This is a genomic window from Candidatus Defluviibacterium haderslevense, assembly GCA_016712225.1.
Lineage (GTDB): Bacteria > Bacteroidota > Bacteroidia > Chitinophagales > Saprospiraceae > Vicinibacter > Vicinibacter haderslevensis.
Window position 1 is genome coordinate 4,138,567 of sequence record JADJRL010000003.1, and the last position, 26,533, is coordinate 4,165,099.

19 protein-coding genes are annotated in these 26,533 nt (G+C 32.5%); 7 read left to right on the plus strand and 12 right to left on the minus strand.

The features are described 5' to 3' along the window. Nucleotides 1–196 precede the first annotated feature (196 nt). The 6 genes from IPK88_16245 to IPK88_16270 all read left to right on the plus strand — a co-directional run bounded on the left by IPK88_16245 (nucleotide 197) and on the right by IPK88_16270 (nucleotide 6,664). A complete protein-coding gene (locus IPK88_16245; protein MBK8244978.1) occupies nucleotides 197–1,306 on the plus strand; it encodes an alkene reductase in 1,110 nt (369 codons plus the stop codon). Nucleotides 1,307–1,401: 95 nt separating this feature from the next. After that, entirely contained in the window at nucleotides 1,402–2,151 is a 750-nt protein-coding gene (locus tag IPK88_16250) for an ABC transporter ATP-binding protein (protein MBK8244979.1), read from the plus strand. 9 nt (nucleotides 2,152–2,160) lie between these two features. After that, entirely contained in the window at nucleotides 2,161–3,114 is a 954-nt protein-coding gene (locus tag IPK88_16255) for an HlyD family efflux transporter periplasmic adaptor subunit (protein ID MBK8244980.1), read from the plus strand. Between the two features lie 3 nt (nucleotides 3,115–3,117). Then, nucleotides 3,118–4,245, plus strand: coding sequence for an FtsX-like permease family protein (locus IPK88_16260; GenBank protein MBK8244981.1), 1,128 nt, complete (start codon nucleotides 3,118–3,120; stop codon nucleotides 4,243–4,245). Nucleotides 4,246–4,314: 69 nt separating this feature from the next. Beyond that, nucleotides 4,315–5,685 (plus strand): TolC family protein, encoded by a 1,371-nt coding sequence (locus IPK88_16265; protein MBK8244982.1) that lies wholly within the window; start codon nucleotides 4,315–4,317, stop codon nucleotides 5,683–5,685. A 349-nt stretch (nucleotides 5,686–6,034) separates the two neighbouring features. Further along, entirely contained in the window at nucleotides 6,035–6,664 is a 630-nt protein-coding gene (locus tag IPK88_16270; GenBank protein ID MBK8244983.1) for a PorT family protein, read from the plus strand. Nucleotides 6,665–6,833: 169 nt separating this feature from the next. On the opposite strand, the gene IPK88_16275 is transcribed toward IPK88_16270, so the two are convergent. The 9 genes from IPK88_16275 to IPK88_16315 form a co-directional block, all read right to left on the minus strand. Beyond that, a complete protein-coding gene (locus tag IPK88_16275) occupies nucleotides 6,834–8,054 on the minus strand; it encodes a hypothetical protein (protein ID MBK8244984.1) in 1,221 nt (406 codons plus the stop codon). Between the two features lie 152 nt (nucleotides 8,055–8,206). Then, nucleotides 8,207–8,890: a hypothetical protein gene (locus IPK88_16280; GenBank protein MBK8244985.1), complete on the minus strand. Its 684-nt coding sequence runs from the start codon at nucleotides 8,888–8,890 to the stop codon at nucleotides 8,207–8,209. 431 nt (nucleotides 8,891–9,321) lie between these two features. Then, nucleotides 9,322–9,747 (minus strand): hypothetical protein, encoded by a 426-nt coding sequence (locus IPK88_16285; GenBank protein ID MBK8244986.1) that lies wholly within the window; start codon nucleotides 9,745–9,747, stop codon nucleotides 9,322–9,324. A gap of 47 nt (nucleotides 9,748–9,794) precedes the next feature. Then, nucleotides 9,795–10,256 carry a hypothetical protein gene (locus IPK88_16290; GenBank protein ID MBK8244987.1) on the minus strand — a complete coding sequence of 154 codons (462 nt, stop codon included), beginning with the start codon at nucleotides 10,254–10,256 and terminating at the stop codon, nucleotides 9,795–9,797. A gap of 34 nt (nucleotides 10,257–10,290) precedes the next feature. After that, nucleotides 10,291–10,722 carry a hypothetical protein gene (locus IPK88_16295; GenBank protein MBK8244988.1) on the minus strand — a complete coding sequence of 144 codons (432 nt, stop codon included), beginning with the start codon at nucleotides 10,720–10,722 and terminating at the stop codon, nucleotides 10,291–10,293. Between the two features lie 465 nt (nucleotides 10,723–11,187). Beyond that, nucleotides 11,188–11,673, minus strand: a complete 486-nt coding sequence (locus tag IPK88_16300; protein ID MBK8244989.1) for a hypothetical protein — start codon at nucleotides 11,671–11,673, stop codon at nucleotides 11,188–11,190. Nucleotides 11,674–11,932: 259 nt separating this feature from the next. Then, on the minus strand, nucleotides 11,933–15,085 hold the full coding sequence (locus IPK88_16305; protein ID MBK8244990.1) for a CHAT domain-containing protein: 3,153 nt from the start codon (nucleotides 15,083–15,085) through the stop codon (nucleotides 11,933–11,935). 19 nt (nucleotides 15,086–15,104) lie between these two features. Beyond that, nucleotides 15,105–15,977, minus strand: a complete 873-nt coding sequence (locus tag IPK88_16310; GenBank protein ID MBK8244991.1) for a tetratricopeptide repeat protein — start codon at nucleotides 15,975–15,977, stop codon at nucleotides 15,105–15,107. Continuing rightward, nucleotides 15,978–16,568, minus strand: a complete 591-nt coding sequence (locus IPK88_16315; protein MBK8244992.1) for a sigma-70 family RNA polymerase sigma factor — start codon at nucleotides 16,566–16,568, stop codon at nucleotides 15,978–15,980. Nucleotides 16,569–17,086: 518 nt separating this feature from the next. On the opposite strand from IPK88_16315, the gene IPK88_16320 reads away from it, so the two are divergent. Next, the gene (locus IPK88_16320) at nucleotides 17,087–19,024 is read left to right on the plus strand and encodes a DNA primase (GenBank protein MBK8244993.1); all 1,938 of its coding nucleotides are present in this window, start codon (nucleotides 17,087–17,089) and stop codon (nucleotides 19,022–19,024) included. Between the two features lie 25 nt (nucleotides 19,025–19,049). Here IPK88_16320 and IPK88_16325 read toward each other — a convergent pair whose 3' ends face one another. The 3 genes from IPK88_16325 to IPK88_16335 are packed head-to-tail and all read right to left on the minus strand — an operon-like array spanning nucleotide 19,050 to nucleotide 26,526. Next, complete coding sequence (locus tag IPK88_16325) at nucleotides 19,050–25,058, minus strand: hypothetical protein (GenBank protein MBK8244994.1); 6,009 nt, start codon at nucleotides 25,056–25,058, stop codon at nucleotides 19,050–19,052. Between the two features lie 36 nt (nucleotides 25,059–25,094). Then, nucleotides 25,095–26,171, minus strand: a complete 1,077-nt coding sequence (locus IPK88_16330; protein ID MBK8244995.1) for an FAD-binding oxidoreductase — start codon at nucleotides 26,169–26,171, stop codon at nucleotides 25,095–25,097. A 4-nt stretch (nucleotides 26,172–26,175) separates the two neighbouring features. Further along, nucleotides 26,176–26,526, minus strand: a complete 351-nt coding sequence (locus IPK88_16335) for an MmcQ/YjbR family DNA-binding protein (GenBank protein MBK8244996.1) — start codon at nucleotides 26,524–26,526, stop codon at nucleotides 26,176–26,178. Nucleotides 26,527–26,533: the final 7 nt, after the last annotated feature.

Consider the following 26,533-nt stretch of genomic DNA (forward strand, 5'->3'; position numbering starts at 1 on the left):
CATTTGTGCCAACACGTACATTTATTCATCATTGAGATCAATTTATGAAGCATTTCCTTCAAATTTCAATCAAGATTGTTGCTGATTTATTATATAATACAATGAAGGAACTTGAATATAAATAAAAATGATTAAAGTCAAGCCATATAAAAAATAAAACTGTTCACCAAAATATTTGGTTAATAAAAAAAATATAATGAAAAAATACAAATTATTTACTTTTGGAAAAGTTGGTGAATTAACATTAAAAAACAAAATCATAATGGCTCCTATGACTCGTTGCCGAGCCATCGGAAATATCCCTAATGATTTAATGGCAAAATATTATCAGCAACGGGCCACTGCTGGATTAATTATTACTGAAGGGACATCACCTTCGCCAAATGGCTTAGGCTATGCCCGAATTCCTGGCATATTTAATGAAGAACAAATTCTGGGTTGGCAAAAAGTGACATCAGCAGTCCATAATACTGGTGGTAAAATATTCGTACAATTGATGCACACAGGAAGAATAAGCCATATTCTGAATATGCAAGCAGGAGCACAAATCATGGCGCCTTCTGCCATAAAAGCTGAAGGCAAAATGTGGACTGACAGCAAACAAATGCAAGACTACCCTATTCCAAAAGAAATGACCGCTGAAGACATATTATCAACTCAGGCAGAATACGTTACAGCAGCAGAAAATGCAATGTCAGCAGGATTTGATGGTGTTGAACTGCATGGCGCCAATGGATATTTACTTGAAGAATTTTTGTCACCTCACACCAACGTTCGCACGGACAAATACGATGGCAATATAGAAAATCGTTGTCGATTTGTTATAGAAGTTGCAGCAGCTGTATCCTTTGCCATAGGCAAACATAAAACAGGAATTCGTTTATCACCATATGGCGTTGCAGGTGATATGCCTAATTATCCTGAAATTGATGCCACTTATGATTATCTTTCAAAAGAACTCAATAAAATGGGAATAGCTTATATCCATCTTGTAGATCATTCTGCTATGGGAGCGCCTACTGTACCGATTGAAATTAAAAAATTAATCCGGAATAATTTTAAAAACTCACTCATAATTTGCGGAGGATATGACAAAGAAAGTGCAGAAGCTGATATTGAAAGTGGCTTATGTGATTTAGTAGGTTTTGGCCGTCCATTTATTAATAATCCAGATTTGGTAGAAAGGCTAGAAAATAATCATGAATTATCTCAAAATCTTAAACCAGAGTTATTCTACTCTAATGACGAAAAAGGCTATACAGATTATCCCAATTTCAAAATACCAGTATTACTCCAAATTCATTAAATATTAAATTATTTAAAGAACCGAATGTTTACTGCATTGTTACTTTTACAGTAAACATGTTTCGATATTACTATACGAATGGATAAATTAACCTAATGACAACTAAATCCATATCACAAGTATCTCATAATGCCTATCCAAAAGGCAAAATTGTTGCTAAAGTCATAAATGCTGGTAAAGAATACAAAGCAGGTGACACAACAATAACAGCCTTAAAAGCAAGCTCAGTTGAATTAATGTCTGGCGAACTTTTACTTATTATCGGTCCATCTGGTTCTGGAAAAACAACACTTCTTTCTCTATTCGGTTGCGTGATATATCCCAGTTTTGGAGAAGTATGGATAGACGACATAAAAGTGAACGATTTATCTGAAAGTAAATTAGCTAAATTACGATTAAATAAAATTGGATTTATTTTTCAACGGTTCAATTTGATAGCACCACTTACTGCTTTAGAAAATGTAATGATGCCCTTGATACTTCAAGGCATTAGTGAAAAGGATTTAAAAGCAAAAGCCATAACTGCATTAGAGAAAGTAGGAATGGGTGATCGAATGAAGAATCTATCGAACGACCTTAGTGGTGGCCAACAACAACGTGTTGCTATAGCACGTGCTTTAGTCACAAATCCGGAGATGATGCTTTGCGACGAACCCACTGCGTCTTTAGACCTTGCTAGTGCAGGCATAGTTATGAGAGAATTGAAAGCATTGGCAAATCAAGGCAAAGCAGTAGCTGTAGTTACACATGATACCAGATTACGACCTTTTGCTGATAGAATAGTTTATGTGTTGGACGGTGGAATTTCTGACCAACCCGTGGAAGAAGAAATAGCTTTAACATAAAATGAATCAATGAAACACATCTTATTTTCAATAATTATAATGCTTTTGCTTGCATCTTGCAAAAATAAATCTGAGCAAGAGCAACAAGTAATGTTAAATATAAAAGAAACCACTACCACAAATTATGTTGTTGGTGTTGGAAAAATTATTCCTGAAAATGATATTATCCAATTGTCATCGCCTGTAAATGGTATAGTTCAAAAAATATATAAAAAAGAAAATGATACGGTTCGCGTTGGAAGCATGATATTAGAATTGGAGCATCAATTAGAAGATGGAAAAATCAGATTATTGAATAATGAACGTAACACTCAAGCTTCACAGATAAAAGTTGATCAAGCCGGTGTTGCTGAATTTGAGACAAAGCTCAGTAATGCAAAATCAGAATTGCTACGCCTAGAAAATCTTTTATCAAAGGGAGCAGAAACACAACAAACAGTAGATGATGCTACAACAAATTTAAAAACATTAATCGCCAACCTAAAAAAATTAGAAGCTACTGTAAATGTTTCTAAAAGTAAATGGCAAGAAACTAAAACTGCATTAAACACTGCACAACTCGAAAGGGATCAAAAAATAATCAAGTCTCCAATCAATGGAAGAATATTAGAGTTAACTGTTTTGATTGGGGGATCTGTATCCATTCAAGAATCCATAGCTCAAATTAGTCCAGAAGGCAAAACTATTGCAATTTGTGAAATTGATGAATCAAATGCAGATAAAATATTTGTTGGACAAAAAGCGTGGATCAGAAGTGTTGGTTCATCAGATACCTTATCAACGGGAACCATATATCTTACTTATGCATTTTTAAAAAAGAAATCTTTGTTTACTGACCAATCTGGGGAAAAGGAAGACAGAAGAGTTAGAACCATAAAAATGTTCCTGAATCAACCTGATCATTTATTGTTGAACGCAAGAGTGGAATGTGTTATTGATATTTCCAGTAATAATAATAAATAAGCCATGTTAAAGATTGCCTGGAAATTCATCAAGTTTGACAAAGCTAAAAGTATTGGTGTCATTGTTGGCATACTCATCAGTACTTTTTTAATTGGCCAGCAATTAGGTGTTTTCTTTTTTCTATCAGGTCTTATGGGAGCACTCGCAACTGATGTTAAAGCTGATATTTGGGTTGTAGACAGTAAGACCAATGATGTGAATCAATTAGGAAAATTAGACATTAGAAACTTAAGGGCAGTGCAAGGTATACCTGGAGTCAAGGAAGCATTTCCACTATTAATTACAGGAGCCTCTTGCAATTATGAAAATGGGACCAGTGGTGCAATAACTTTATTGGGAGTAGATGAACATCACATGAATGCATTGATTGGTCAAGATAAAATAATGGCTGGAAATATATCCGATTTACAACTAGATGGCGCTGTAAGTGCTGAATATTTTGAAAAGAAAAACTTAGGAGGCAACATTGATTTGAGAACAAATTTAGAGATCAATGGTAAGCGCGCTTTTTTTGTTTTACAAACGAAAGGATTCAGAGGATTTGGCAGTAGTTTTTGTGTAACTACCATAGAAAGAGCAAGATTTTTTTCAAATCAAGCCACAACAAACATTAGCGCAGTATTGGTAAATGTAGAAAATCTTAAAGATTTAGATCAAGTGGTAGCGAGTATCAATCAAAATATTTTCGGAGTACGCGCCTGGACATCTAAAAAACTGGCTTCATCTTCTGTAAAAAAGATCTTGGCTAGCAGCGGCATTGCATTAAGCACTGGCACACTAATCATCTTTGCCTTGATTGCGGGATTTTTTATTATTGGATTAACCATGTATTCTTCCGCCCTAGACCGTTTAAAAGATTATGGTACTTTAAAAGCAATTGGAGCAGGTAATCTATATATCAGCAAACTAATTCTAACTCAAGCTATGTTATTTACAGTAGTTGGATTTCTAATAGGCTTGGCATTATTAGAAGGATTTAGAATTGGGGTTGCCAATTCAGGATTAATATTTTCATTTTCTCCATTAGTATTATTAACCATGGTTGTTACAATTGGTCTCATTTCGCTTAGCGGTGCTTCATTTGCATTAAGTAGAATCAGAAGTGTTGAACCAGCAGCTGTATTCAGATGAAAGCATAAGAATAGAAGACTTGAAAAAATATAAATATTAACTTATAAACACTTTGTATTTTTAAATAGAATGAAATTTAAATTAAATAAAATTGAACATAATATTGGAATTTTCATGATTCTAATCATGTTGTTGCCTAACCTAAATGTACACGCTCAACGAATTATAACCTTACCTCAAGCCATTCAAAATGGAATTGCAAACAAAAAAAATATTAGTGCAGGAAAATTAGATGCTAATATTAGTAACTTACAAACACAAGCCATGTATCGAAAATACTGGCCACAAGTATCAGCAGAATATACATATATGTATAATCCAATATTACAAACATCCATTTTACCCATTGGTATATTTAATCCCAACTATCCTATTGATGCGACCAAAAGTGTACAATTTGGAACTAAATGGACACAATCCGCAGGACTAATAGCATTGCAACCATTAATAAATGTATCCATCCAAAAACAAATCCACGAAGCAAAACTAAAAGAACGAATTGCAGTATTATCCCAAGAACAAACCGAATATGAATTAGCGTATAATATAGCCCAAACTTATATAGATATTTACTTACAGGAAGCAAAAATAAAATCATGTATTGCAGACACAGGCAGAACTTATGTAAGCTACAAATTACTTAAAAATAAGTTTGATGAAAAACGTTTATTGAAATCTGACTTGAATACATCCAAAGTCAATCATAACAATACAGTTCAATCATTATCAGATGGAATTTCACAATTAATTGAAGATAAAGTGTACTTACTTTTTCTAATGGGCACAACAGATATGGATAAGTGGGATTTTGAAATTGATACATTATTCACGACTAATTATTCAATTTCACCCAAAGTCATGCCAATACAAATTGACCAATTACCAGAAATGCAACAGCTAACATTACAAAGTCAACTAACCCATTTACAAGTCAATTCAGAAAAATCAAAACACATTCCAACTGTCAATTTTAAAGGATACTTAGGCGCTAATCAATATACAAATGTATTCAATCCTCTAGCAGCAAATTCTTGGTTTGGACTAAGCTATTTAGGTTTAGATGTAATGGTTCCTTTGCTTTTTGGTGAAAACTTAAAGAACAAAACACAACAATTAAAATTACAATCCAAACAATACGAACTACAAAAAGAAAATAAAACCTTACAATATACAAAGGATCTAATTACAGCTAATCTACAAATCGAAAATATTAAAACACAATTAGTAACCCAAAAGGAAAATATAACATTGCTCTCAGAATCCATTGCTATCTTTCAAGCTCGTGTTGAAGAAGGACAAGAATCTACTTCAAACCTAAATTTAGAAGAAGCAAATCTACAAGCCCTTGAAGCTAAATATGAAACGAGCAAAAAACAATTGTGGGTGCATTGGCTAGACTATCTCAAAGCATCTGGTCAATTATCTATTTTGTGGAAATGAATTTGGGTGATCGATTTGGTAAGTAATCGGTGATTAGGTAATCGGGTAATCGGTTTGAATGGTTATCGGGTGATCGGGTAATCGAGTAATCGGGTGATCGGGTAAAACAGAAAACTTTTGTTTGCAGTTAATCATAAAATAATGGCCGATCGGAGCCAAAGATGCAAGGACAATATTCATTATACAAAAGACATAGTCCAATTTTACTGATCAATAAAATGCTAATAAATATTTTTATCTTTTAAAAATAAAATTTTAAAATTGTCGTATAGTTACTGTATTTGATGTTTAGGATTTTACAGAACTTCATCAAGATTTAACACAAACACTAATAAAATAAAGTAATTATATGAACAAAGCATGCCTAATTATTCTATTATTTATTATTGTTTTTCGAGAAGTGGATGGTCAAATTTCCTTAGGATTTTCCGGTGGCATTAACTTACCTTCAACAAGATTTGTGAAAGTTAATGCAAGCACACCTTCAAGAGCATTATTTTATTTTGTTGGAATTACACCTGAATATCATCTAAATTCCAAAATATCAATTTTGACTGATATCCAATTTTCTCAAAAAGGTTATACAGTAACCTATAATGGCAATGGGGCGTATTATAAGTATAGGTACACCTATATTGATTTACTACCTCAGATAGAATACAGAATTCAAAGACATATTAGCGTTGGCTTAGGTTTAAATTTTGGATTTAAAATTAATGAGGCACAGAATTACAAGAATTTGGAATGGTTATCTACAAATGAATTGGATTTAACCAAAACTTTTGATTTTGGATTATTGGGTTCCATTAAGGGCCACTTCAGAGGCTTTAACCTTTTCATGAGATATAACTACGGATTAACTAATATCTCAAACTTAATGTTTACAGATCGGGATGGCAATCAAATATCTAAAGCAGCTCAATTTAATACTAATATTCAAATAGGTACCGGATACACCTTTAATTTGAAAAAGAAATAAATTTCAGTCATCAGTCGTTAGACGTCAGTGAGTCAGGTAATCGTTGAGCAGGTAATCGGGTGATTATTTAATCAGTCTAAAAGGAAATCGGTAAAAGGTCATAAGGTAATTGGCGTAATTTAAAAATTAATCAAAATTTGTCTAGAACTAAATAATGAGTCAAAGAAATTTATCGCATCATGCAAGATATACTTACGACTGGAATAATATTCTCTAATTTATAAGCACTGTTAAACAAAGTGCGCATTCCATAATTAATTATTACGTTTCTGCTAAATCTCCAATCACCACCAATCGAAATATTAAAATTATCAATAAACTCTTGGTCTTGAAAATAAAAGGGAACAAATCCTTCTATGAAAAAATTGGTGCGATGATTACCATATCTTAAATTTGCACCTACGTCTAAACTAACAATATGCTCATTCACTAATTCATTAACAGAACTACTAAATCGTAATATTCCAGAAGTTAATATGTTTTTCCCAATTCCCTTACTAGCATTTAACCATAATGCCCATTTTGTATTTACTATCCTAAGATCTTTAAACATAAATAAACTGGAGTCTCTGCTATCATAGTCAAGCAAATGACCAAATGCTATATCCACATAGCTGGAATTCCATTTTTCAGCTCTATATAAATCTGCTACATTTCGCATTCTCTCAAGATAAACATTATCTAATGAATTCAACTCCACTTCTAATGTTCTAACTTCTTCACGAAGGACTAATTTCTTTTCAAAATCTTTTTCTTGCTTTATCAATGATTGCTGCTCTCTCAATTGATTCTTTAGATCAACTTTGTGCTCATCATATTCTTTAAGGATTCTTGAAAATAATTTCTTTTCATTTAATGGATCCTGTTCTCTATACAAGTTAATTTTCATTGCATATGCAAAACTTCTAATCTTCCAGTTGCTCTCAAGAAATATTGTAGAATCATTTCCTTCTGAATCTGTCAATTTCACTTGTTTTGTTTCCAAATTATTATTTCCCTCTACAGTACCTATTGAAAGATCCAATGTGGATATAAATTTTACGAATCTTGACTTTTTATGGTATTCTTTCAATTTTTTTGGCGTATTGAAATACAATTCATTGATTGGTTGTGTTTGCAAAGCTAAATTTGGAGAAAGACCATAACTCTTAAAAGACCAATCCACTTTAAAATTCCTAACCAAGGATGGCTTTGGAACTAAGCAAGGATTAACGCCTAACAAATCAAAAGCAGGAGACACTGGAATTGAAAATTCTAAAGCGTGCATTAAGATACCATCTCCTTTTGCTTCTAAATTTTGTTGATATTGTGCATTTAAAATAAAATTATTGCACAATCCAATAACTACTATTAGTAAAATATTTGAAAAATGCAAATCAAATTTTTTCACAATTACTAAATAAATTCGCATAAATTAAAAGAATTTTGGCTTAAATTTTACTTTAAATTGTTTCACATTAAAACAAAAATCTAAATATAAAAATAAAGATTCAAGTTAAAATGAATCCATTTAGTAAACTAAAAATACCTAATTAGGATCACTTATTTTATCCCAATCTGAAAGCTATTTGGAGTTGAACCATTCAAACCCACAACAATAACTTGAACATTTTCTATAACAATTTTATCACATTCATTTTTACAATATTTAAAAGCATCATCACAAACTTCCCTCAACAAATAATCTATATCTTTTTCTGACGATTTTGGTTCAATTGAGGTATCTATATAACACTCTTCATATAATTGCAGACACTTACAGTCATCTGCACCTTGGTTTGGGCCAATGGGTTTAAATACATTTCCAATTCCAACATTACCTTTTCCAGTTCCACCAAATTGATATATACTTATTACAAATGACTTTTTTATTGGGGTAACAATAGTTTGTGTATTGCCAGAAATGGTATAATACTGTGTCAATTTTTTATTAGTTGATACATGCTTAGTCATTCCAGTGAAGTTTGCTGTTTTTCCAGTTGTAAGTAAATTATATATTGGTCCAGATGTAACAGGAATTGCAATACTTTTTTTATTATTTGTCACCAACATCTCTTGACAATTTCCACCTTTTGTATCACAATATTTTGCTATAGTAGCATTTGATCCAACTGCTTTTTTTGATACCAAATTGAGTTTTTTTCCAGATCGTGTAATTGAATTATCCACTTGTGAATTTGCATTAAGCGAAATAAAAATAAAAATAAATAAATAAGTAAATTTCATAATACTTGATTTGTTTTTTAAAAATTTGAATTGAAAATATATAATTAATTACTTGAATAAAACAATTCAATTAATTGGATCAATTGTTTAGAATATTAAAAATTAAAGTTTCTTTGTATGTACTATTTTAGGTGTTTTAATATTTTTTTGCTTATTGACTAAAATTATCGGATACTCAATACAGTGATTTTGAAAATCACAAACATATCTCTTACAATTCAAAGTCAGTTCAGGATTACTGCATTTTATACAAACCATGCTATCAACTGAAACAGTATCGCAAGATTTTGTATATAGGATTGATTTAGTTAAAGTCTGAGCTTGCAGACTCAAATTTGCCAAACACATGTACAAACAAAGAACTAAAGCAATTACATTTTGATTCATAATTAAGCAAGATAAAGCATATAAAAAATAGTTTATTCTTAGATTCATTTGGAATCAATGGTTGCACAATCAATCGGTTCACAAGCTTTCTTACCATCTGTAAAGGTCACACAGATCTCACAATAATCTTCAGTTGGTGGCGGAGGTGGCTTTTTAGATGGCTTTTTCTTTTTAGGCGCAGGACTTACAGGCTTTGCCAAAGTACCACCATTGCTAATAATATTCCCTTGGATAAGTTCAATTGGTAATGCATTTCCTTTTATATCAAATGCGACAAAAGATTTGATTTTACCCTGCTGCAGAATCACACTAATAGTCATTGTTTTTCCCTTATCACTGAAAACAGGATAAGTTCCGTCTTTTGTTGGAAGTGAATTTATATTATCTCGAATGGTTTGCTGACTTGAAATTTTAAAGGATGGAAACAGAATTCCAAAAATCATAGCAAAATATACAATTTTATGTTTCATTATTCAATAATTAATTTGAGATTTATTACGACATTCTATCAGAAATATTACCTTTGAGAATTAGTACATGGTTTCAATTCACAGTTCCTAACACAAAAATTAACACTCTGTCCTCCAGTGCTACCTCCTTCAGCACAAGGATATGTCTCGCAAACAATACACATTGGTTTACTTATTTTTTTGGCACTCTTTTTAGTTGTTCCGCTCCCATTATTTGTTTTTGCAGTACTACCGTTTGCAGCAGGCAAACTAACATCCATAAAATCAGTTGCTTTAAAACTCACATTGATACTTTTGAGTGTTTTCAAATTGTAACCAGTAATTTTTGATACCTTATTATTCTTTACTGTTAGATAGAAATTAATATTTTCGGAATTTGTAACCAAATTCTGTCCCTCTTCAAATTGAGAATCATTTATGCTATACTCGATAGATTTATTCTGTGAAATTCCAATATGAGTTACAGCAATTTGAAAAATGAAAATGAAAATAAAATTATTTGCTTTCATACTATTGTTTATTAAAGTTTTATTAATTTTCAATTTATTGTTTTTTAAGTCCACCTTTACAGATAACAGGTTTACACGGTCCAGATTGACACCAGCAATTGACACTTTTTCCACTTGGATCTGTACAAGTATTAGGACAAAGTTCCATTGGACATTCTACACAAGTCTTTACTGCTGAATTTATACCTCCTACAGATCTACCCATTTTCTTTGCATTATCCGATTCATCCATAGCGTCTATATCCATAGAAAATTTACTTTTTGACTTCAAATTGAATCCATAAAAGTCAACCATTTTATTGCTTTTAACATTAGCAAAAATATTGACATCTGCATCTGCATAGACAAGACTATTCTGCCCTTTCATTGTTTTTGGATCATAGGTAAAGCTGAGTGTTTTCTTGTTTTGTGCAGAAATAGCAAATCCACACATGAGAACAAAAATAAAAATTAGTAATCTAGACATCATTAATAAAAATTAAGTTATAAAATAGATTAATTGAATTGAATTTTTCAAACAAAATTAGGACAAATACTGTTGGTTATTAATATGCATATATTTAACAAGGATTCAAACACTTTTCTTTAATATATTATACTAGAATGATGAATAATCTTAGCATGTAAAATGAAATATTAGATAAATTTTCAATTTACTTTCTTACAAGTAAATATTTTATAACTAAAATTCTATATTAAAACTGTTTGCTTACGAAAGTATTTTAATCATAGTCACCAAATAATTAAAGCAAAAACGAACACTTCAAACATTATAATTAAGTTAAATATAATAATAGTTTATTCCTTCAGAACAAATCCGTTATATCAATAAACATCTATGACTTTTCCAGTCAAAATATTTTGTGCAAATTATATCGATTTGAAGCAATATTAATATCTATAACTTTTCTTTGGTTAATAATTAATAAAATTATTTAAGACAATAACAGGTACCCCTATCGGTATCACAAAAGGATAATATACAATCTTTGTCTGTAAACATTCTATTACAATCAGCATCACCTTGGCATGAACAAAGAGGACCATCACAACTGTATGAAAATGTTCCCTGCTGCTTAAGTAAGCTACTTGTTTTCTTTGGAACATGATTGGGGTCAGTTTTCTCCATTATAGGTGATGAAATTTGTCCTTTTGAAATTAAAAAAGAGGCAACTCCTCCCGATGCATAGGTAAGTCTGTATTTTCCATCTTTGAGACCAGGAATTTGAATTACTCCTAATGCATTTTTTGAAAAATCCATTTCTTTGAGATTAATCACTTGAGATACAGAAGTAGTCGACGTAGAGCTTGCTTTAATATCTTTTTGGTGATTAGTGCTTACTTTTTTCTTCACTTGAGAGAACCCGGAATAAACAAACAAGAGCACTAAAATGAATATTACTGAAATTTGTTTCATGATTTTAAAAATTTAAGTTTATAATAAATTAAGTATTTTAAGAGACCAACAATGAAATTTGTGTTCTTTTCTGCATTCGAAAACAACCTTAAGCTATATCTGGGCTCTTTTACGTTCTTAATAATAAATACCTGTGAGGAGAACAATCTTAGCAATGAATAGGAAATATTTCGAGAAAAAGGAAATCAACAATTCCATTTTTAACAGCAGTTGCTACTGAGCTGATCAAATAGAGTGGCATATCATAAAGTAAGGAATTCTAATTTACCAATACAAATCCAGCCCAATAGTATGGTTCTAGGCCTTTTTTACGCAAAGAGTTTTGTGCTTCTAATAAGGCATCACAAATTGGAAGTTTATCTTTGATCCAATTTATATAAAAAAGTTGCATTAATTCGGATGTTTGTTTGTCTGGAACTTGCCAGAGCGACATCATTATATTTTTTACACCAGCGATTTTAAATGCTCGCTGTAATCCGTAGACACCTTCATTTCCTGCTATATCACCTAGTCCTGTTTCACAAGCTGAGAGAACAACCAGCTCAGTATTGCTGAGATCCATTAAGCTGATTTCATATGCTGTCAAAATGCCATCATCTGTGTTTGGATATGCTGGCTTTCCATTTTGCCAAGCATAATTTGCCCCAGCCATTATTAAACCTGATCTTATCATAGGATCAGTTGCATTTTGAAAGACTATTTGTTTCGAATTATTGACTATTGAAAATTGATTAATATTCTTTGGATCAGGGAAGAAAAATCCATGAGTGGCTAAATGAATCAATCTTGGCGAGCTGGCTCTTGTTGTTGATCTACCTAAAGATTTAAAGAAATCTTCAGTGGCATTTAACTCTGAAATAATATTAGATTTTAAGTTATTCATTTCAAACACAGTTGAAATTTTCTGAACTTCATTAATAGTTCCCTCAAGATATTTCCATTTCCCAACTCTTAAACTCGAATCATTTTGGAAAAAGGAAAAATCTCCTCTTGTACTTAAATCAATTTGATAAACTATAGTATCCGAAATACTAGTTGAGTTGACATTAAGATCATACTGCAAACCTCCAAATAGAATACTTTCATTAGTATTACTAACGTATTCATCGCTTTGCGATAATAATTCACGCGTGCTAGTTAACAACACCAACTTATATTGGTCCATTACAGATGAATTATCCGGAAGTGTAATTGCATTTAGATTTATCCTATGCATTAAACCAATAGGAGAATAATATACTGTCGAATATGGTTTTATCAAAGACTCAATTGGCTTCCAAATCAGATTATACAGATACTTATCATGTTGCCTTGACAAATTATCAGGTTTTTGGTATAGTTTTGAAACGTACTCCATTCTTCTTTTAGAATTTACTACAAATTGCGCTTCTAATTTTTCTTCGGAACACAATGGAATGAAGACAGGAAATTTGTCATCAGGTCTAATAAGTAATGCAGCATAACAGATAGTATTAGATATTTTTCCATCATTGTACAAAGGATAGGCAATAAATTCAATAATCACTTCATTTTGCTTTAGATTACGAAGCAATTGGCTCCAATGTACGTCAATAGAAGCATCGTTTTTCAAATTGAGATGTTTACTTAATTCCTTTTCAGAAACATTAGCTTTGTTTTCTAAACTAGCAAGATCTCTACGCTCAGCCAAAGGCTTTGAATATTCTGCAGCAAGTAACCTTTTGAATGATTTATAAACATCATTTAATGAGCTAGCTGATGAATCTCTTGATATAATTCGGTTTTTTTGAATTCTAGCATTAAGCAAATTGCCTTTATAAAATAATGCATCATCAAATGCTTCTCCAATTAAATAATCCAGAGTTTGATATTTTCCAAATGCATCCATAAAATTAAAATCATCTTTCCGCAGATTATTAGTAAACTCATACGCCTCTCTATCTGACATATAACTCAAGGCATTAACAATTTCCCTTTTATAAATGCTACTTGCAGACGAATAATAATATGCGGCCCTTTCAAAGCTATCAATTTCATAATATGATTTTGCCAAATTGATAAGTATACTCTTACTGGTTGGATTACCTAATCCAAAAGATTTCGTGACCAAATTAAGAGCTTGTGTGTCTAAATGAATAGCTTGTTTATGATGACCATTAAGCAATTTGAACTCAGAATATAATCTTAAATACTGCGCGATTTCATGATGATCTTTACCTTTTATTTTAATATTAGCTTCAATAATATTTAGAAAGACACTATCTGGTATATCAATTTTCCCTTGTCTCAATTTTACCAAAATAAGATTTTGAAGCGCTTCCAAAGAATATATATTTTCAGTACCTAATAGTTTATCATAAAAATTCAAGACAACTGCAAACTGTTCTTCAGCCAAATCATATCTTCCCAAATCAGAATGTATTCTAGCAATATTATTTAGAACACCCATATATTCAATACTCTCCTGACCAAAATTGTTCTTATAAAAATTTATCGCTTCATTATAATAAAACAAAGATTTTTCAAAAGAACCAATTTTATAATAATAAACACCAATTTGGTTTAACGTATTTCCATACATTCTATTCTTTTTTAAAGCTTCATTTTTTTGATAAATCGCATATGCTTCTAATAAATAATATTCATCTTTATCATATTGGCCAGATCTTTCATAAACTTTTGCCAATACTGCCAAGGTCAGAATATACTCTATTTTATTACTCGCATTCAATGATTCAAAAGTCATTTTTGAAACTAATAATGCATTTAAGGCCTGATCGAACTTATCTGTTTCTGAATACAACTCTCCTAAATTTCGGAGTGTAACTGCATAACCTAATGAATTCTTTCCTTCTATTTTTTCTCTAAAATTCAAACTTTCATTATAGTACTTTTCTGCATTCGAAAAATTCTGCGTTTTTGCATAAAAAGTAGCTAGATTATTCAAGGATTTGCCATATTCAATATTACTATCCCCAAATGTTTTTTTACAAACATTTAAAGCCTCTACTATATATGGTTCTGCTTTGTTTATTTGTCCATCAAATAATAGAACCTGCCCCAATAGACTCAAACATTGAACGGCTTGAAAACTTAATGAATCTTTTCCATTTCTGACAATTGGTAATGCTTTAAAGAAATACTCTTGAGCGCTTTTATAGTTATTTAATGACATCTCTGACTTTCCCCTCAAATAACAAAGTTCACCATAAGAATCAGATAGATCACCTAATTTTAATATTACGGCAGATTCATTTTCAATCAACAATTTGTTTGCATTAGAAAAGTCCTTTTTACTTAAATAAGTTTTAACTAAAGCACAAGTACTATCAAATTCTTTCTTGAATACAAGATTATCTTTCACCTGACTTTGCAATGCGATAGACAAACAAAATAAGAATAGAATCATAACACTTTTAATTCCAAAATACATACTTACCAAATTTACAAATCTAATGTGAAATTTTCTTCAATACTTCGATTGCAGTTTTATTTTCTTTAAGCAATGAATTACTTAAATAATGTTTTGCAAGTTGCAGATCACCTTTGTATATGGAACATAATCCCAAAAACCATAAAGCCTCTTTGATATTTCTCGATTCCTTATTTTTAATTATTGTTTCTAGCAGAAGTGTGGCTTCATCTATTTTATTGATTGCCATTAAAGCATTTGCCTTCAGAAATAAAACATTGTCATTCTCTTTCACTGACGGATCTAATGAATCAAATATATTAATCGCTTCCTGATATTTTTTATTAATATACAAAAACTGAAACATTTCGAAAGCGGTTTTTTCGTCGTCCTGGCCGCGAAATTCAGATTCCAGTAATTCGTCCGTATAAGGCACAAAATACATAGCATATAATTCATCAGTGCTTTGTATGTTCTTTTTGTTTTGGAGGTTAGAATCTAAAGGAATAGCCCTCTCTCTAAATTGCATTGTATCATGTATCTCTTCTGGTCTAGCTTTTGAAACGGAATCTTCATAATAATTTGGAATCACATTTTGCGAATGATTTGTATAATAATTTCCAACGAAATTCCAAATTAGTGCAAGCAAAACAAGCAAAAGACCAGCTAATAAATATATGTATAATTTGACAGGCCTACCAGATGAAGTATTTTCAAATTTTTGTTGCTCCCATTGTTTTAATCTTGATTTCAATACTGATTTTTCATGGAACCTGAGTGCCTCAATAGCCTTTTCAAGTTCTTTTACCTCCTGCCTAAGCTGAGGATTCTCACTCATTCTGAGTTCAAACTCAATAATCTCATCAGGAGTCATTTTCTTCGCCAGATACCGTTCGATTTTATCTATATTCATTTATACTCTGGCTTGTTTATTATCAATAATTTCTTTAAGCCGCTTTAAATTTCTCGACAATGTTACACTTACTGCATTCACAGAAGTGTATTGCATTAGTTTCATGATTTCTTCTATTGTCTTACCTTCAATATATCTTAGTTTTAATATCCTTCGACTTTGATCTGGTAATTCCTCAACTGCTTTTTGAAGTAATTCCTTTTCTTCTAAAAATTGTTCATCCCCTTCCATAGAGATTTGTAAAACTTCCTTTGTTGAGATATCATCAAAATCCTCTGTAGGAGATTCTTTGACATAATGTCTTTTATACTTGATGATATATCTAAAACCAAGCAGAAATAAAAAACTCCTTAGACTACAACTCAGCGAACTTAACCTATCAGATCTAATCTGTTCAAAAAATGAAATAACTGTATCTTGCCATGCGTCAATTATATCCTCCTTTGGGACAAATTTAAATTTGTAGGATGCAGATTTCAGAAAGTCATTTCTATACATATCATAAATTCGATCGAAAGCCTCCATATTTCCTGACCGCAATGCGTGAAAAATCTCTTGATCAACTTCAAATTGGGACTTAGAACTATTCAAAAATCTGTTTATTTAGTCCCAAATATCTAAATTTTTATTATATTGATTAAAATAAAAAATCTGATCAAGTTATCTCAATCAAGTTCAAATTGGCTTTTTGATAATTTAATACCAATAGGATATAAATAATTAGCAATTTACTAAATTTATTTATGAAATTTTATACATTAAAGTGGCAAAGGTTAGAAAAGTGAATTAGATTACCATTCTGACCGATTCCCTCTTAAAAGATTACAGCCTTGATTATCATTGGCCCGATTCTCTCCAAAACCGAGTTCCTGAATACCTCTCAAACCGATTACCTCCCAAACCGATTACCATTCAGACCGATTACCTGATAACCATGCAAACCGATTACCTTTTAAAATGATTACCATTCAAACCGATTACCTGATTACCATTCAAACCGATTACCTCCCAAACCGATTACCATTCAGACCGTTTACCTGATAACCATGCAAACCGATTACCTGATTACCATTCAAACCGATTACCTTTGCTAAGCGCAAGGCCTAAATATGATATTAAACAGTTCTGTCCAAAAAGTACTAGATGCAGCTCGTATAGAGGATGTGGTCAGGGACTATGTAGATCTTAAGCCTAGAGGCTCCAATCTTACCGGATTATGCCCTTTTCACAAAGAAAAAACACCATCCTTTTCGGTATCGCCCAGTAAAAATATATATAAGTGCTTTGGCTGCGGAAAGGCTGGTGGACCAGTCCAATTTGTTATGGAATCGGAACAATACAGTTTTCCGGAAGCGATTCGACAATTAGCTAAAAGATACCAAATCGAACTGGAAGAAACGGCCATTTCCCAAGAAGCAAAGGAAGAAATGCTTGAGGTTCAGGGTTTAAACATCATCAATGAATTTGCAGCTAAATATTATGAAGACCAACTTTGGAACACAGAACTAGGTAAGAGCATTGGCTTATCTTATTTTAAAGAAAGAGGATTTTTAGAGACCACTTTAAGAAAATTTAATATCGGTTATGCTGGTGAAGGTTACCGCGCCTTTACAGACCATTGTATAGCTCAAGGGTATTCCGCTGACCTCCTCAAAAAACTGGGTCTTACCTCTACTTCAGACAAAGATTTTTTTAGAAATCGGGTGATGTTCCCCATCCATAATCAAAGTGGAAAAGTAGTGGGATTCGCTGGACGAATTATGTCCTCCGAGATCAAAGTAGCAAAATACATCAATTCCCCTGAAAGCGAAGTATATAAAAAAAGCAAAACATTATTTGGTTTAAACATTGCAAAAAATGCCATTCGCAAAAACGATCAGTGTATACTTGTAGAAGGATATACCGATGTTATGTCTTTGGTTCAATCCGGTATTGAAAACGTAGTCGCTTCTTCGGGTACATCATTGACAGAAGATCAGGCACATATTTTAAAACGACACACCAACAATATTCTAATACTTTATGATGGTGATTCTGCAGGAATTAAAGCAGCGGTCAGAGGTATTGATATTATCATCAAAGAAGGACTCAATGTTCAAATTGGAATGATACCTGATCAAGATGATCCAGATAGTTTTATTCGGAAAGTAGGATATGATGGATTTCAAGAATTTCTAAAAAAAGAAGTTAAAGATTTTATTATTTTCAAAATTAATTTACTTCGACAGGAAGCCAAAAATGACCCTATTGCCAAAGCTACAGCTATCAATGATATAGTAGGTACAATCTCCAAAATAGAAGATGGCGTAAAGCGAAGTTTATACATGCAACAAGCTGCACAAATTTTAGACATTTCGGAATTAACATTAATCAGTAGTTGCAATAAACTCATTAAGGAAGACCTTAAACAAAAGGCTTTTCAACAAAAACGACAAGCACTGGATCGTGATGAAATGATCGTACAGGAGCAGGACCATGTCATTTCATTTAAGGATGAACTACAACTCAGTTTTTCGTCTGGTGACGAAATTCAAGAACGTGAGATTGTAAAAATATTAGTCCTCGAAGGTGGCACGCCATGGCGCGATACAAATTTTACTGTAGCTCATTTTTTAATTGAAAACATCAGTGATGTATTGGAATATTTTGACAATTCATTTTATGCATTACTCATTAATGAAACGCATCAAAAACTGAATGATGGCATTACGATAAATCTTGAATATTTTATCAACCACCCCACTAAACAAGTTAGTCACCTAGCTATAGAACTTTCCAGTTCACCTTATGTCTACAGTGAAAACTGGGCTGCTAAACATGGTATTTTTCTTACAACAACTGCCACCGATCAAACGTTCTCAGCAAATGAAATTGAAAAACTCATCAAGCATCTTAAATACCGCAAATTCGATAAAGTCATTAAACGCTTAGATCAACAAATTAAAGATACCTTAGACCTCGGCGAACAAATGGAAATCATTAAAGCACGCGAAGACCTTAAGAAGACCAAAAACATGCTGTACAGCGAAGTTTGGGCATTAGAGTAATCTAGTTAATATTAAATTACGGATTTTACTCTCCTATAATTATTCTTATCCCTTTACTATGTGATCCAAATTCAGGGGCATACATACTTTGAATTGTAGAAACCCCATCAGAAAAATCACCCTTGAAGGAAGCCCTTAAATCGTATTCCAACACATGCGTGCCCTTAGGCAAATAGCTAAAGAAAAAATCTGTTGCAAGATCTCTTGGTGATCGGTAATACCCAAGTCCTCCATCCCACTGATATCCTGACAGTTGAACTATGGGTTCTAAACCTGATGCTCGCATGACTTTCAGATGAACATAATCCATGGGACGATCCACTTTAATAATTATCCTGGCCGTAACTTTATCACCTATTTTTATCTTGGTTTGATCTATAATGGGTTTTAATACTGGACCTTTTTTCGAATCTTCTTTAATAAACAATTGCTTGTCTAAAATCAAAGGTGTTTCTTTGTAAACTTTGACTTTGTCTAAGTCTTCGAAATACTGGTAATATACTGCTCCCCAAGCTATCGATTTGTTTGGATTATTTACTTGGATGGATGCCATTGAAGCATTGATCTCTGATGGATTCCATTGCTTTTTGAAATATCCACTACCTGATTCTACTTTGCTGACTTCTATTTTTTTATTTCCAATAACAACATCAACTGGAGTAGCTTCTTCTATAGTATTTGGACCAAATCCCAATAATGCATAAATAGCTGCAGTTGTAGCTTTTGTAGTACCCCAATGCTGGGTTTGTTTATTTTTGAGCAACCACACTTTAAGAGCATCAACTTCCTTTTGATTTTTAGTGATTTCATAAAATACTTCTACCATTAAGGATTGGGTTTCTATCGGAAGCTCATACCAATTATAGGACCATGAATTTTTCCAATACATGCCTAGCTCAGGATTTTTTATGGCACGTTGTGATAATGATTTAGTGATCAATTGGGCCAAATCTTTTTTATTATTTCTTGATGCAATCAATGCACAAATTCCCTCATGATAAATATTACTACTATGCCAATAATTATTCATTTGTAATAAATAATAATTTTGAATGGCTTGAAAAGTATCATCTGATTTCCAATCTGTAAAATAGGATTTACAATATAAGAACATCAACTCCATATACCCCAAATGATTGTCTTCCCATGTGGTCCGACCTGCTTTAACTTCTTTTGCTAAAAGTTCATATTGTTGTTTAATCATGGTTTCTAAAAAAGGTTTCGCACGATTTACCATAGCATCATATCGCTCTTTGTTTTTTTGGATTGCACCCAGCTTTTGTAAATGTGCTATTTCTAAAACTATATGTTGTGTAATATACCAATCGTATCTACCTCCTGGAAACCAACTCCAGCTTCCATTTGCTTCTTGACGAGATTCCAACTTGCTCAGCGCTGATTCAAGTCCCTGAGACATTGTATTTAAATCCATTAACAAACTCACTCGCTTCATTTGTTCAGATTCACTTTGTGCAGCAAGTACCCAAGGTGTTTCTTCAATTAATGCCGATTTAAGTTCTTCATTTTTTAACAAAGGAGATTTATTGGATCCTTCTAATTGAATTTGTTTCAGCGTAGAAGCCACTTTAGGATATTGATGCATTACATATGAACCGATGGCATTGGCATAAATTCGACTCATCAATTGCTCACTGCATTCAAGTGGATACTCCATGATATAAGGTAAGTTCTGAATAGCATACCAAACCGGATGAGAAGTAAATTCTAATGTTAGTGAATGAGGACTAGCAGAAGAACTTGAATTCAATTTTTGTAATGGCAAGAAGACAAATGATTTATGTTCTTTAGAACCAACTGGGAGTGGTAATGATTCAGTAATCAATTTTCGATTAGTTATCACAGGAATAATCGTTTCTTCCCCATCAGAATGGGTATTGCCTTTGGCTATAAAACGAACTAGAAGAGGACGTAATTCGTCTTTTGGAATTTGAATGATCCATTTATAGGATGATGTTTGATTGGTTTTTAAATCGAAGTTTTGACTCACATTTGATTTAACAAACGAAGATGTAATATCGGCCATAGTATTGGGATCCAATATCATGATTTGAGTTTGTCCCTTTTGAGCTTCTTCTGATAAATTACTTACCGTTGCTGACAATTCCAATTGATCGCCTTGTCTAAAAAAACGAGGATAGAAAGGTTTAATCTGAATGGGTTTCCGGGTGATAACATCCAAGGTTTTAATACCATATTTTAAATCAACGGTATGCGCAAACATTTGTAACTTCCATTTGGTCATGGCTTCATTCATGGTAAACGAAAAGCTTATTTTTCCCTCATCTTTGGTATACAATTGAGGATAAAAGAAAACAGTTTCGTTTAAATTTTTTCTAATTTGAACTTCAGAACTATTTTGATCTTTTTCCGATGTTGAATTATTTTGTTCTACATCTTTATTTAGTTTATCTGATTGAATAGTTGAACCTTCTGCTTGAGGTGCAGCTTCTGAAGCTTTGCTTCTGGACGCCTGCTTTCCTCCACTAGCACGTACTCCATCCATATACATTGTAGTTCCCATCATGACTAGTGAAAAATCAGACATTGGTAATCCAAAAAAATTCAAACTGCTGTAACCATGTATATAAGATCCTTGGTCCGAAGGATTGAATTGAAAACGCAGGTAATTTAAGTCTAATGCATGAAATGACGAACTCACAAAATTAGATCTCATATAAAAATCTGGCCAATAATACGCACCCCACTGGTGTGGTAATATCTGATCCAATGAAGCATCATACATAGATGCTAAAAACTCAGTTGGATTTGCTTTATTATTGCGATCCATAATTTCAAAAGTCCATTCCTCAGGTTGACCAGGCAATAATTTATCTCTGAATGAAATACTTTTGATGTTTAATTCTTTATTAGACCAAGGCACTTTAACTTGAAGGCTTTGTTCATAGATTCGATTTTGAAAAACACATACAGAATTTAAGAAAACCCCTCCACGATCTGTTTCTTGTATCGGATATTCATACATAGTATTTTTACTGATCTTTTTCCAATTCAATTCATTGTGAGATCTTGATGAATATTGGATTAACATGTGATAATCTTCATCCATTGAAAGAGCAGTAAACAGGGCTTTAGAATTGGGCTCTAAGATTTCTTGCTGGCTTAACACATAGGGTTTCAACGAACTGTTTTTTGAATTTTTATCATACACAATGGTGTATTCAGTTAGTTTTTCAATAGCTCCATTTTCTTTTGTCGCTTCAATAATAATCTTATAAGCCCCTTGTTTCAATAACTTCAAGAAATCAATTTTGAAAACAGATGCTGAACTAAAATTTTGGTCCAAAACAGTACTTATTTCTTTCCATTGATCCATCTGATCTTCCTTATCATAAATATCATTTGGAAAAAAAGACTTAAATTCTGCTTGTGAATATTTCATTACATCCGGTTTTGCCCAATATCTAGATCGCAAATGATTTTTTGGCACTTGCAAAGCAAATAATTTAACATGGATGTCTGCAGTTATAGGTATATGTTCAATATTGTTTAATTTAATTTCTATAGATTTCAAGTTGGAATCTAAAAAATAGGGCTTCAAATTCGTAGAAATAAAAATACTCTGTTCTGATATATCGAACCCTTTACTTTGACTGTGCGTCTCACCATTTAAATCTGTGGCATCAACTTCGACACTGTAATGATGAATGGGTTTCAATTGATTTGGATTGTCATCATTTTTAGGAATAAATGAAACTTCAAACCTTCCTTCTTCATCTGCAACTATTTGTCCAAAATCAATTTGTTCCTTAGCTTCAGGAAATCTCATATAATAGCTCCAACATGGATAATAGGGCATAAATAAACTCTTGTTGATTCTATATTTTATTACAGCATTAGCCACAGGAATTCCATTGTATGATTGAACTTTTCCAGTAACATGAAGGACTTGGCCCAACTTGAGTTCAGATTTCAAAGTATCAAATAGGATTTCAAAATTGGGGCGTTTGTATTCTTCAACCTGAATGGATTGTGACCCTCTGTATTGATCTGCTACCAAATTAAAAGATCCATTTAATCCGGAATTGGGCAAGACAAAACTTCCTTGTGCACTACCAAATGCATTGGTGACCAAGTTAACTTTACTAACTTCCTGACCATTGGGATTGATTAATTGAACTACAAATTTTTGTGCTGTTTTAATTTTGGGCAATTGATCCTTGTCATTAATCGTTGCCAATATTTTAAAATATACAATTTGCCCTGGACGATAAATACTTCGGTCCGTGAAAAATTGATATTGGACGGTAGGCTTTGAATCATTGGGATATCTCATGTTATACAGCCAATCCTGTGTTAGCAAAAGATCATCTTTCAATGAAACATAATAACTCAATTGCTCTCTTCTAGGTATCAGTACCATGCCATCTGCATCGGTAATTTTTGTTTCAAATATTTTGTAATCAGGACTAGAACGGTACCCCCTATTGGTCGATTCGAAAAAGACAACTTTAGCTCCTTTAATCGGAGCACCTTTGTCACGATTGACAACAATGATTTTATCAAATTGATTATCCATTTGATATTTAATTGATGCTAAGTTGGATACTTGAAATGCCCCACCCTGTAAAATATTCGCCGAAGTGATATCCTTCGAATTATTAACCATCAAATAATATTGACCTGACTTAAGGCCATCCATTTTTAATTCCACACTGTGCTCCATAAAATCACTAGATCCAGGCCAAGTTTCTTCCCATTCTTTAACCAATGAAAATTTTTTCAATTGTTCTTCCAAATTATCCTGATTAACTTCATAGGAATCATTTACACTATGAAATGGCATTTTGTAAAGTCGAAAAAAGGCTTTAGAGATATTGCGATGTGCCAACAAAAACTTAATGGGCTTTTGAATCAGATAAACATCCTCAATGGATACTTTTAGGTTTTGAGTTCGGATATTCTGTATCAACAAATTTGCCTGGCTGAGCCAATTTGATTTTGGATAACGCTTAATTAATTCGTTACATATAGAATCTACTTTTAATAAATTCGTTTTTTGATCACCTAATGAGTTATTCATTTCTTGAACACCCATGCTCATATAATAATTAGCTATCTCAATGAGCACCTGTGCAGCTTCATCATTTTTTTTATGTTCCTGAAAGCAATCCATCAATGCATTTAAATACAATGCTTGATCTAAATTAGAAACATTCAATGAATGAGCATATTTCAATCGATTCAAATTCGCATCTATTAATGCTTCGATATTATTGTTCGTTTTATTCTTTTTCAAGACATCCTGATACAACAGAAATACTTGGTGTGATTTGACATCAGCCTTTAGGAAATCATTCAAATTTGCAAATTGAATCTCCTTGGGTATACTTACATTAAAATCACTTAATTGAGTAGTTGAATTTTTGAAATGATCAATCGCTCTATACAATAACAAATCATATAAACTGGGACGAATTAAACTATCTTTTTGATAATGTAAAATTGCGTCATAATCTTTTATTGACTCTTTGTCTAAACTCGTATTTTGAATAGATTGGAGATAATAATCATTCGCTTTAGCAATCATCTTTGATGGTGACCAGGTATTTATATCAGCAGTGTCTTGTTCTTCACCAACTATGTTTGTTTTTGCATTTCTGCCATATCCATATTGATTGAAATTGAAATACAATTGACCTAAAACAGATTTTAATAATGACGCTGAAGGTTCTTTTAAATCTTTTAGACTTTTTTCCAATCTCAAAATAATTCCCTGCTGTCCCGCTTCATCTTTTTGAAACTGTAGTGCTTCTATACTCAACAAACATTTATAAATCTGTGGATGGTTCACATCTTGTATAGCCAACTTATAGATAAATTCTATTTTCAGTAAAGCATCATCAATCAAGCCTTGTGCATGAAACTGTTCGACTTCTTTCCAATAACTTAAATATTCAGGATAATTGCGGTCTGTGATGGTTTGTTTAGGGGTCATATTAAAAACTGAAAAAGCTAAAAAAGCAAAGTAAGACAATAGCAAAGAAATCTTCATGAGTTGATCTTTTGAGAGTAAACATAATAAGGTGGACTAATTATTTTTATAGTATCCTTTTTTAACAAAACGTTTGATATCGATATCAGTTGAAATGGTCGAATGATCTATTATAGAATTAATAAGTTGGCTAACACAATATGGGGTCAAAGAAGTTCCCTTGGTTCCGAATCCATTCATGACATACATTTGTTTCCAGCTGGGATGTTCACCTACCATGGGTCTACGATCTCTGGAAGCAGGCCTAATGCCATAATCATGATGCATAGTTCGGAATGGTTTGGTCAAGGTTTGTTGCAGAAATTCCTCTTGGAGTTGTTTTTCAGCAGATGTTACACCCATTTGGATATCGTTTACCTGATAATTTGCACCGAGCCAATAGCTTCCATTCTTCCATGGAATCAGTGTATAGTGACCAAGTATAACATCTTTTATGGCGAACTCATTAATGGTTACAGTGATATGCTCACCCTTTAAGGGATAAACAGGTAGCCAATTAAAAAAAGGGTTTTCATTAATTCTAAAACCCTCACAGAATACAATGTGCTCTCCATAAGTAGATTTCTGATATAGCCAACCTGTATTATGTGCTAGAAGTTCCGTGTAATTGAACTTTTCATTTCTTATGATTCCTTTAGCTTCAAGATAATGATTCACAGCATTCATAAGACCTTGGATATCTACGCGCCATGCATTTCTTACCATCCCATGGCTGAGTGAATCAATCATAACATGTTTAAATTCTTCAGATACATCTTCTGAACTAATCCATTGCTTATAATCATCTTCACCTGAACGAGAAAGCCATGCATTTTCTTCAGCTGCTGTCTCAAGCCGAACCACAATGTCGGTCTCAAATAGAATTTCAATACCAAGTATGGATTCTATATTGCGATAGAATGAAACCAATTCATCCAGAAGTACTTCAATATTCCAGGTTTTAACAAACCGCATTCCTGTCACAGGATTGACCAATCCAGAACTGACTCGGGTGGATTCACCTTCTTGTTGGAATGAATACAAAACCACTTTATGACCTTTCTGTTCCAAACTAAATGCCAGCAATGCCCCTGCAAGTCCTCCGCCTACCACAATACTATCAAAAGACTCCATGCAATTATAATTGAGGAACTTTTAATGACTTTGGAAGACTTTGATAGACCAAATCATATGATTTATCAATCAGTTCCTTCAGCAATTTATTTCCCAGTGTTCCATCAAAATGAACGGTATTCCAATGTTTTTTATTCATATGGTATCCAGGTTGAATTTCATCGTGTTCACTTCTCAATTCTAACGCCCAATCCGGATCACATTTCAAATTAACTTTAAATTCTGCATCATCTAAGCCAGTCAATGCAAAAATTTTGCCATGAACTCTAAGCACCAAAGTTTCCGGACCAAAAGGAAAGTCCTGGGTCACAAAAGGCTTACCCATACCATAATCAAGAAACTGTTCAATATTCATAAATCAG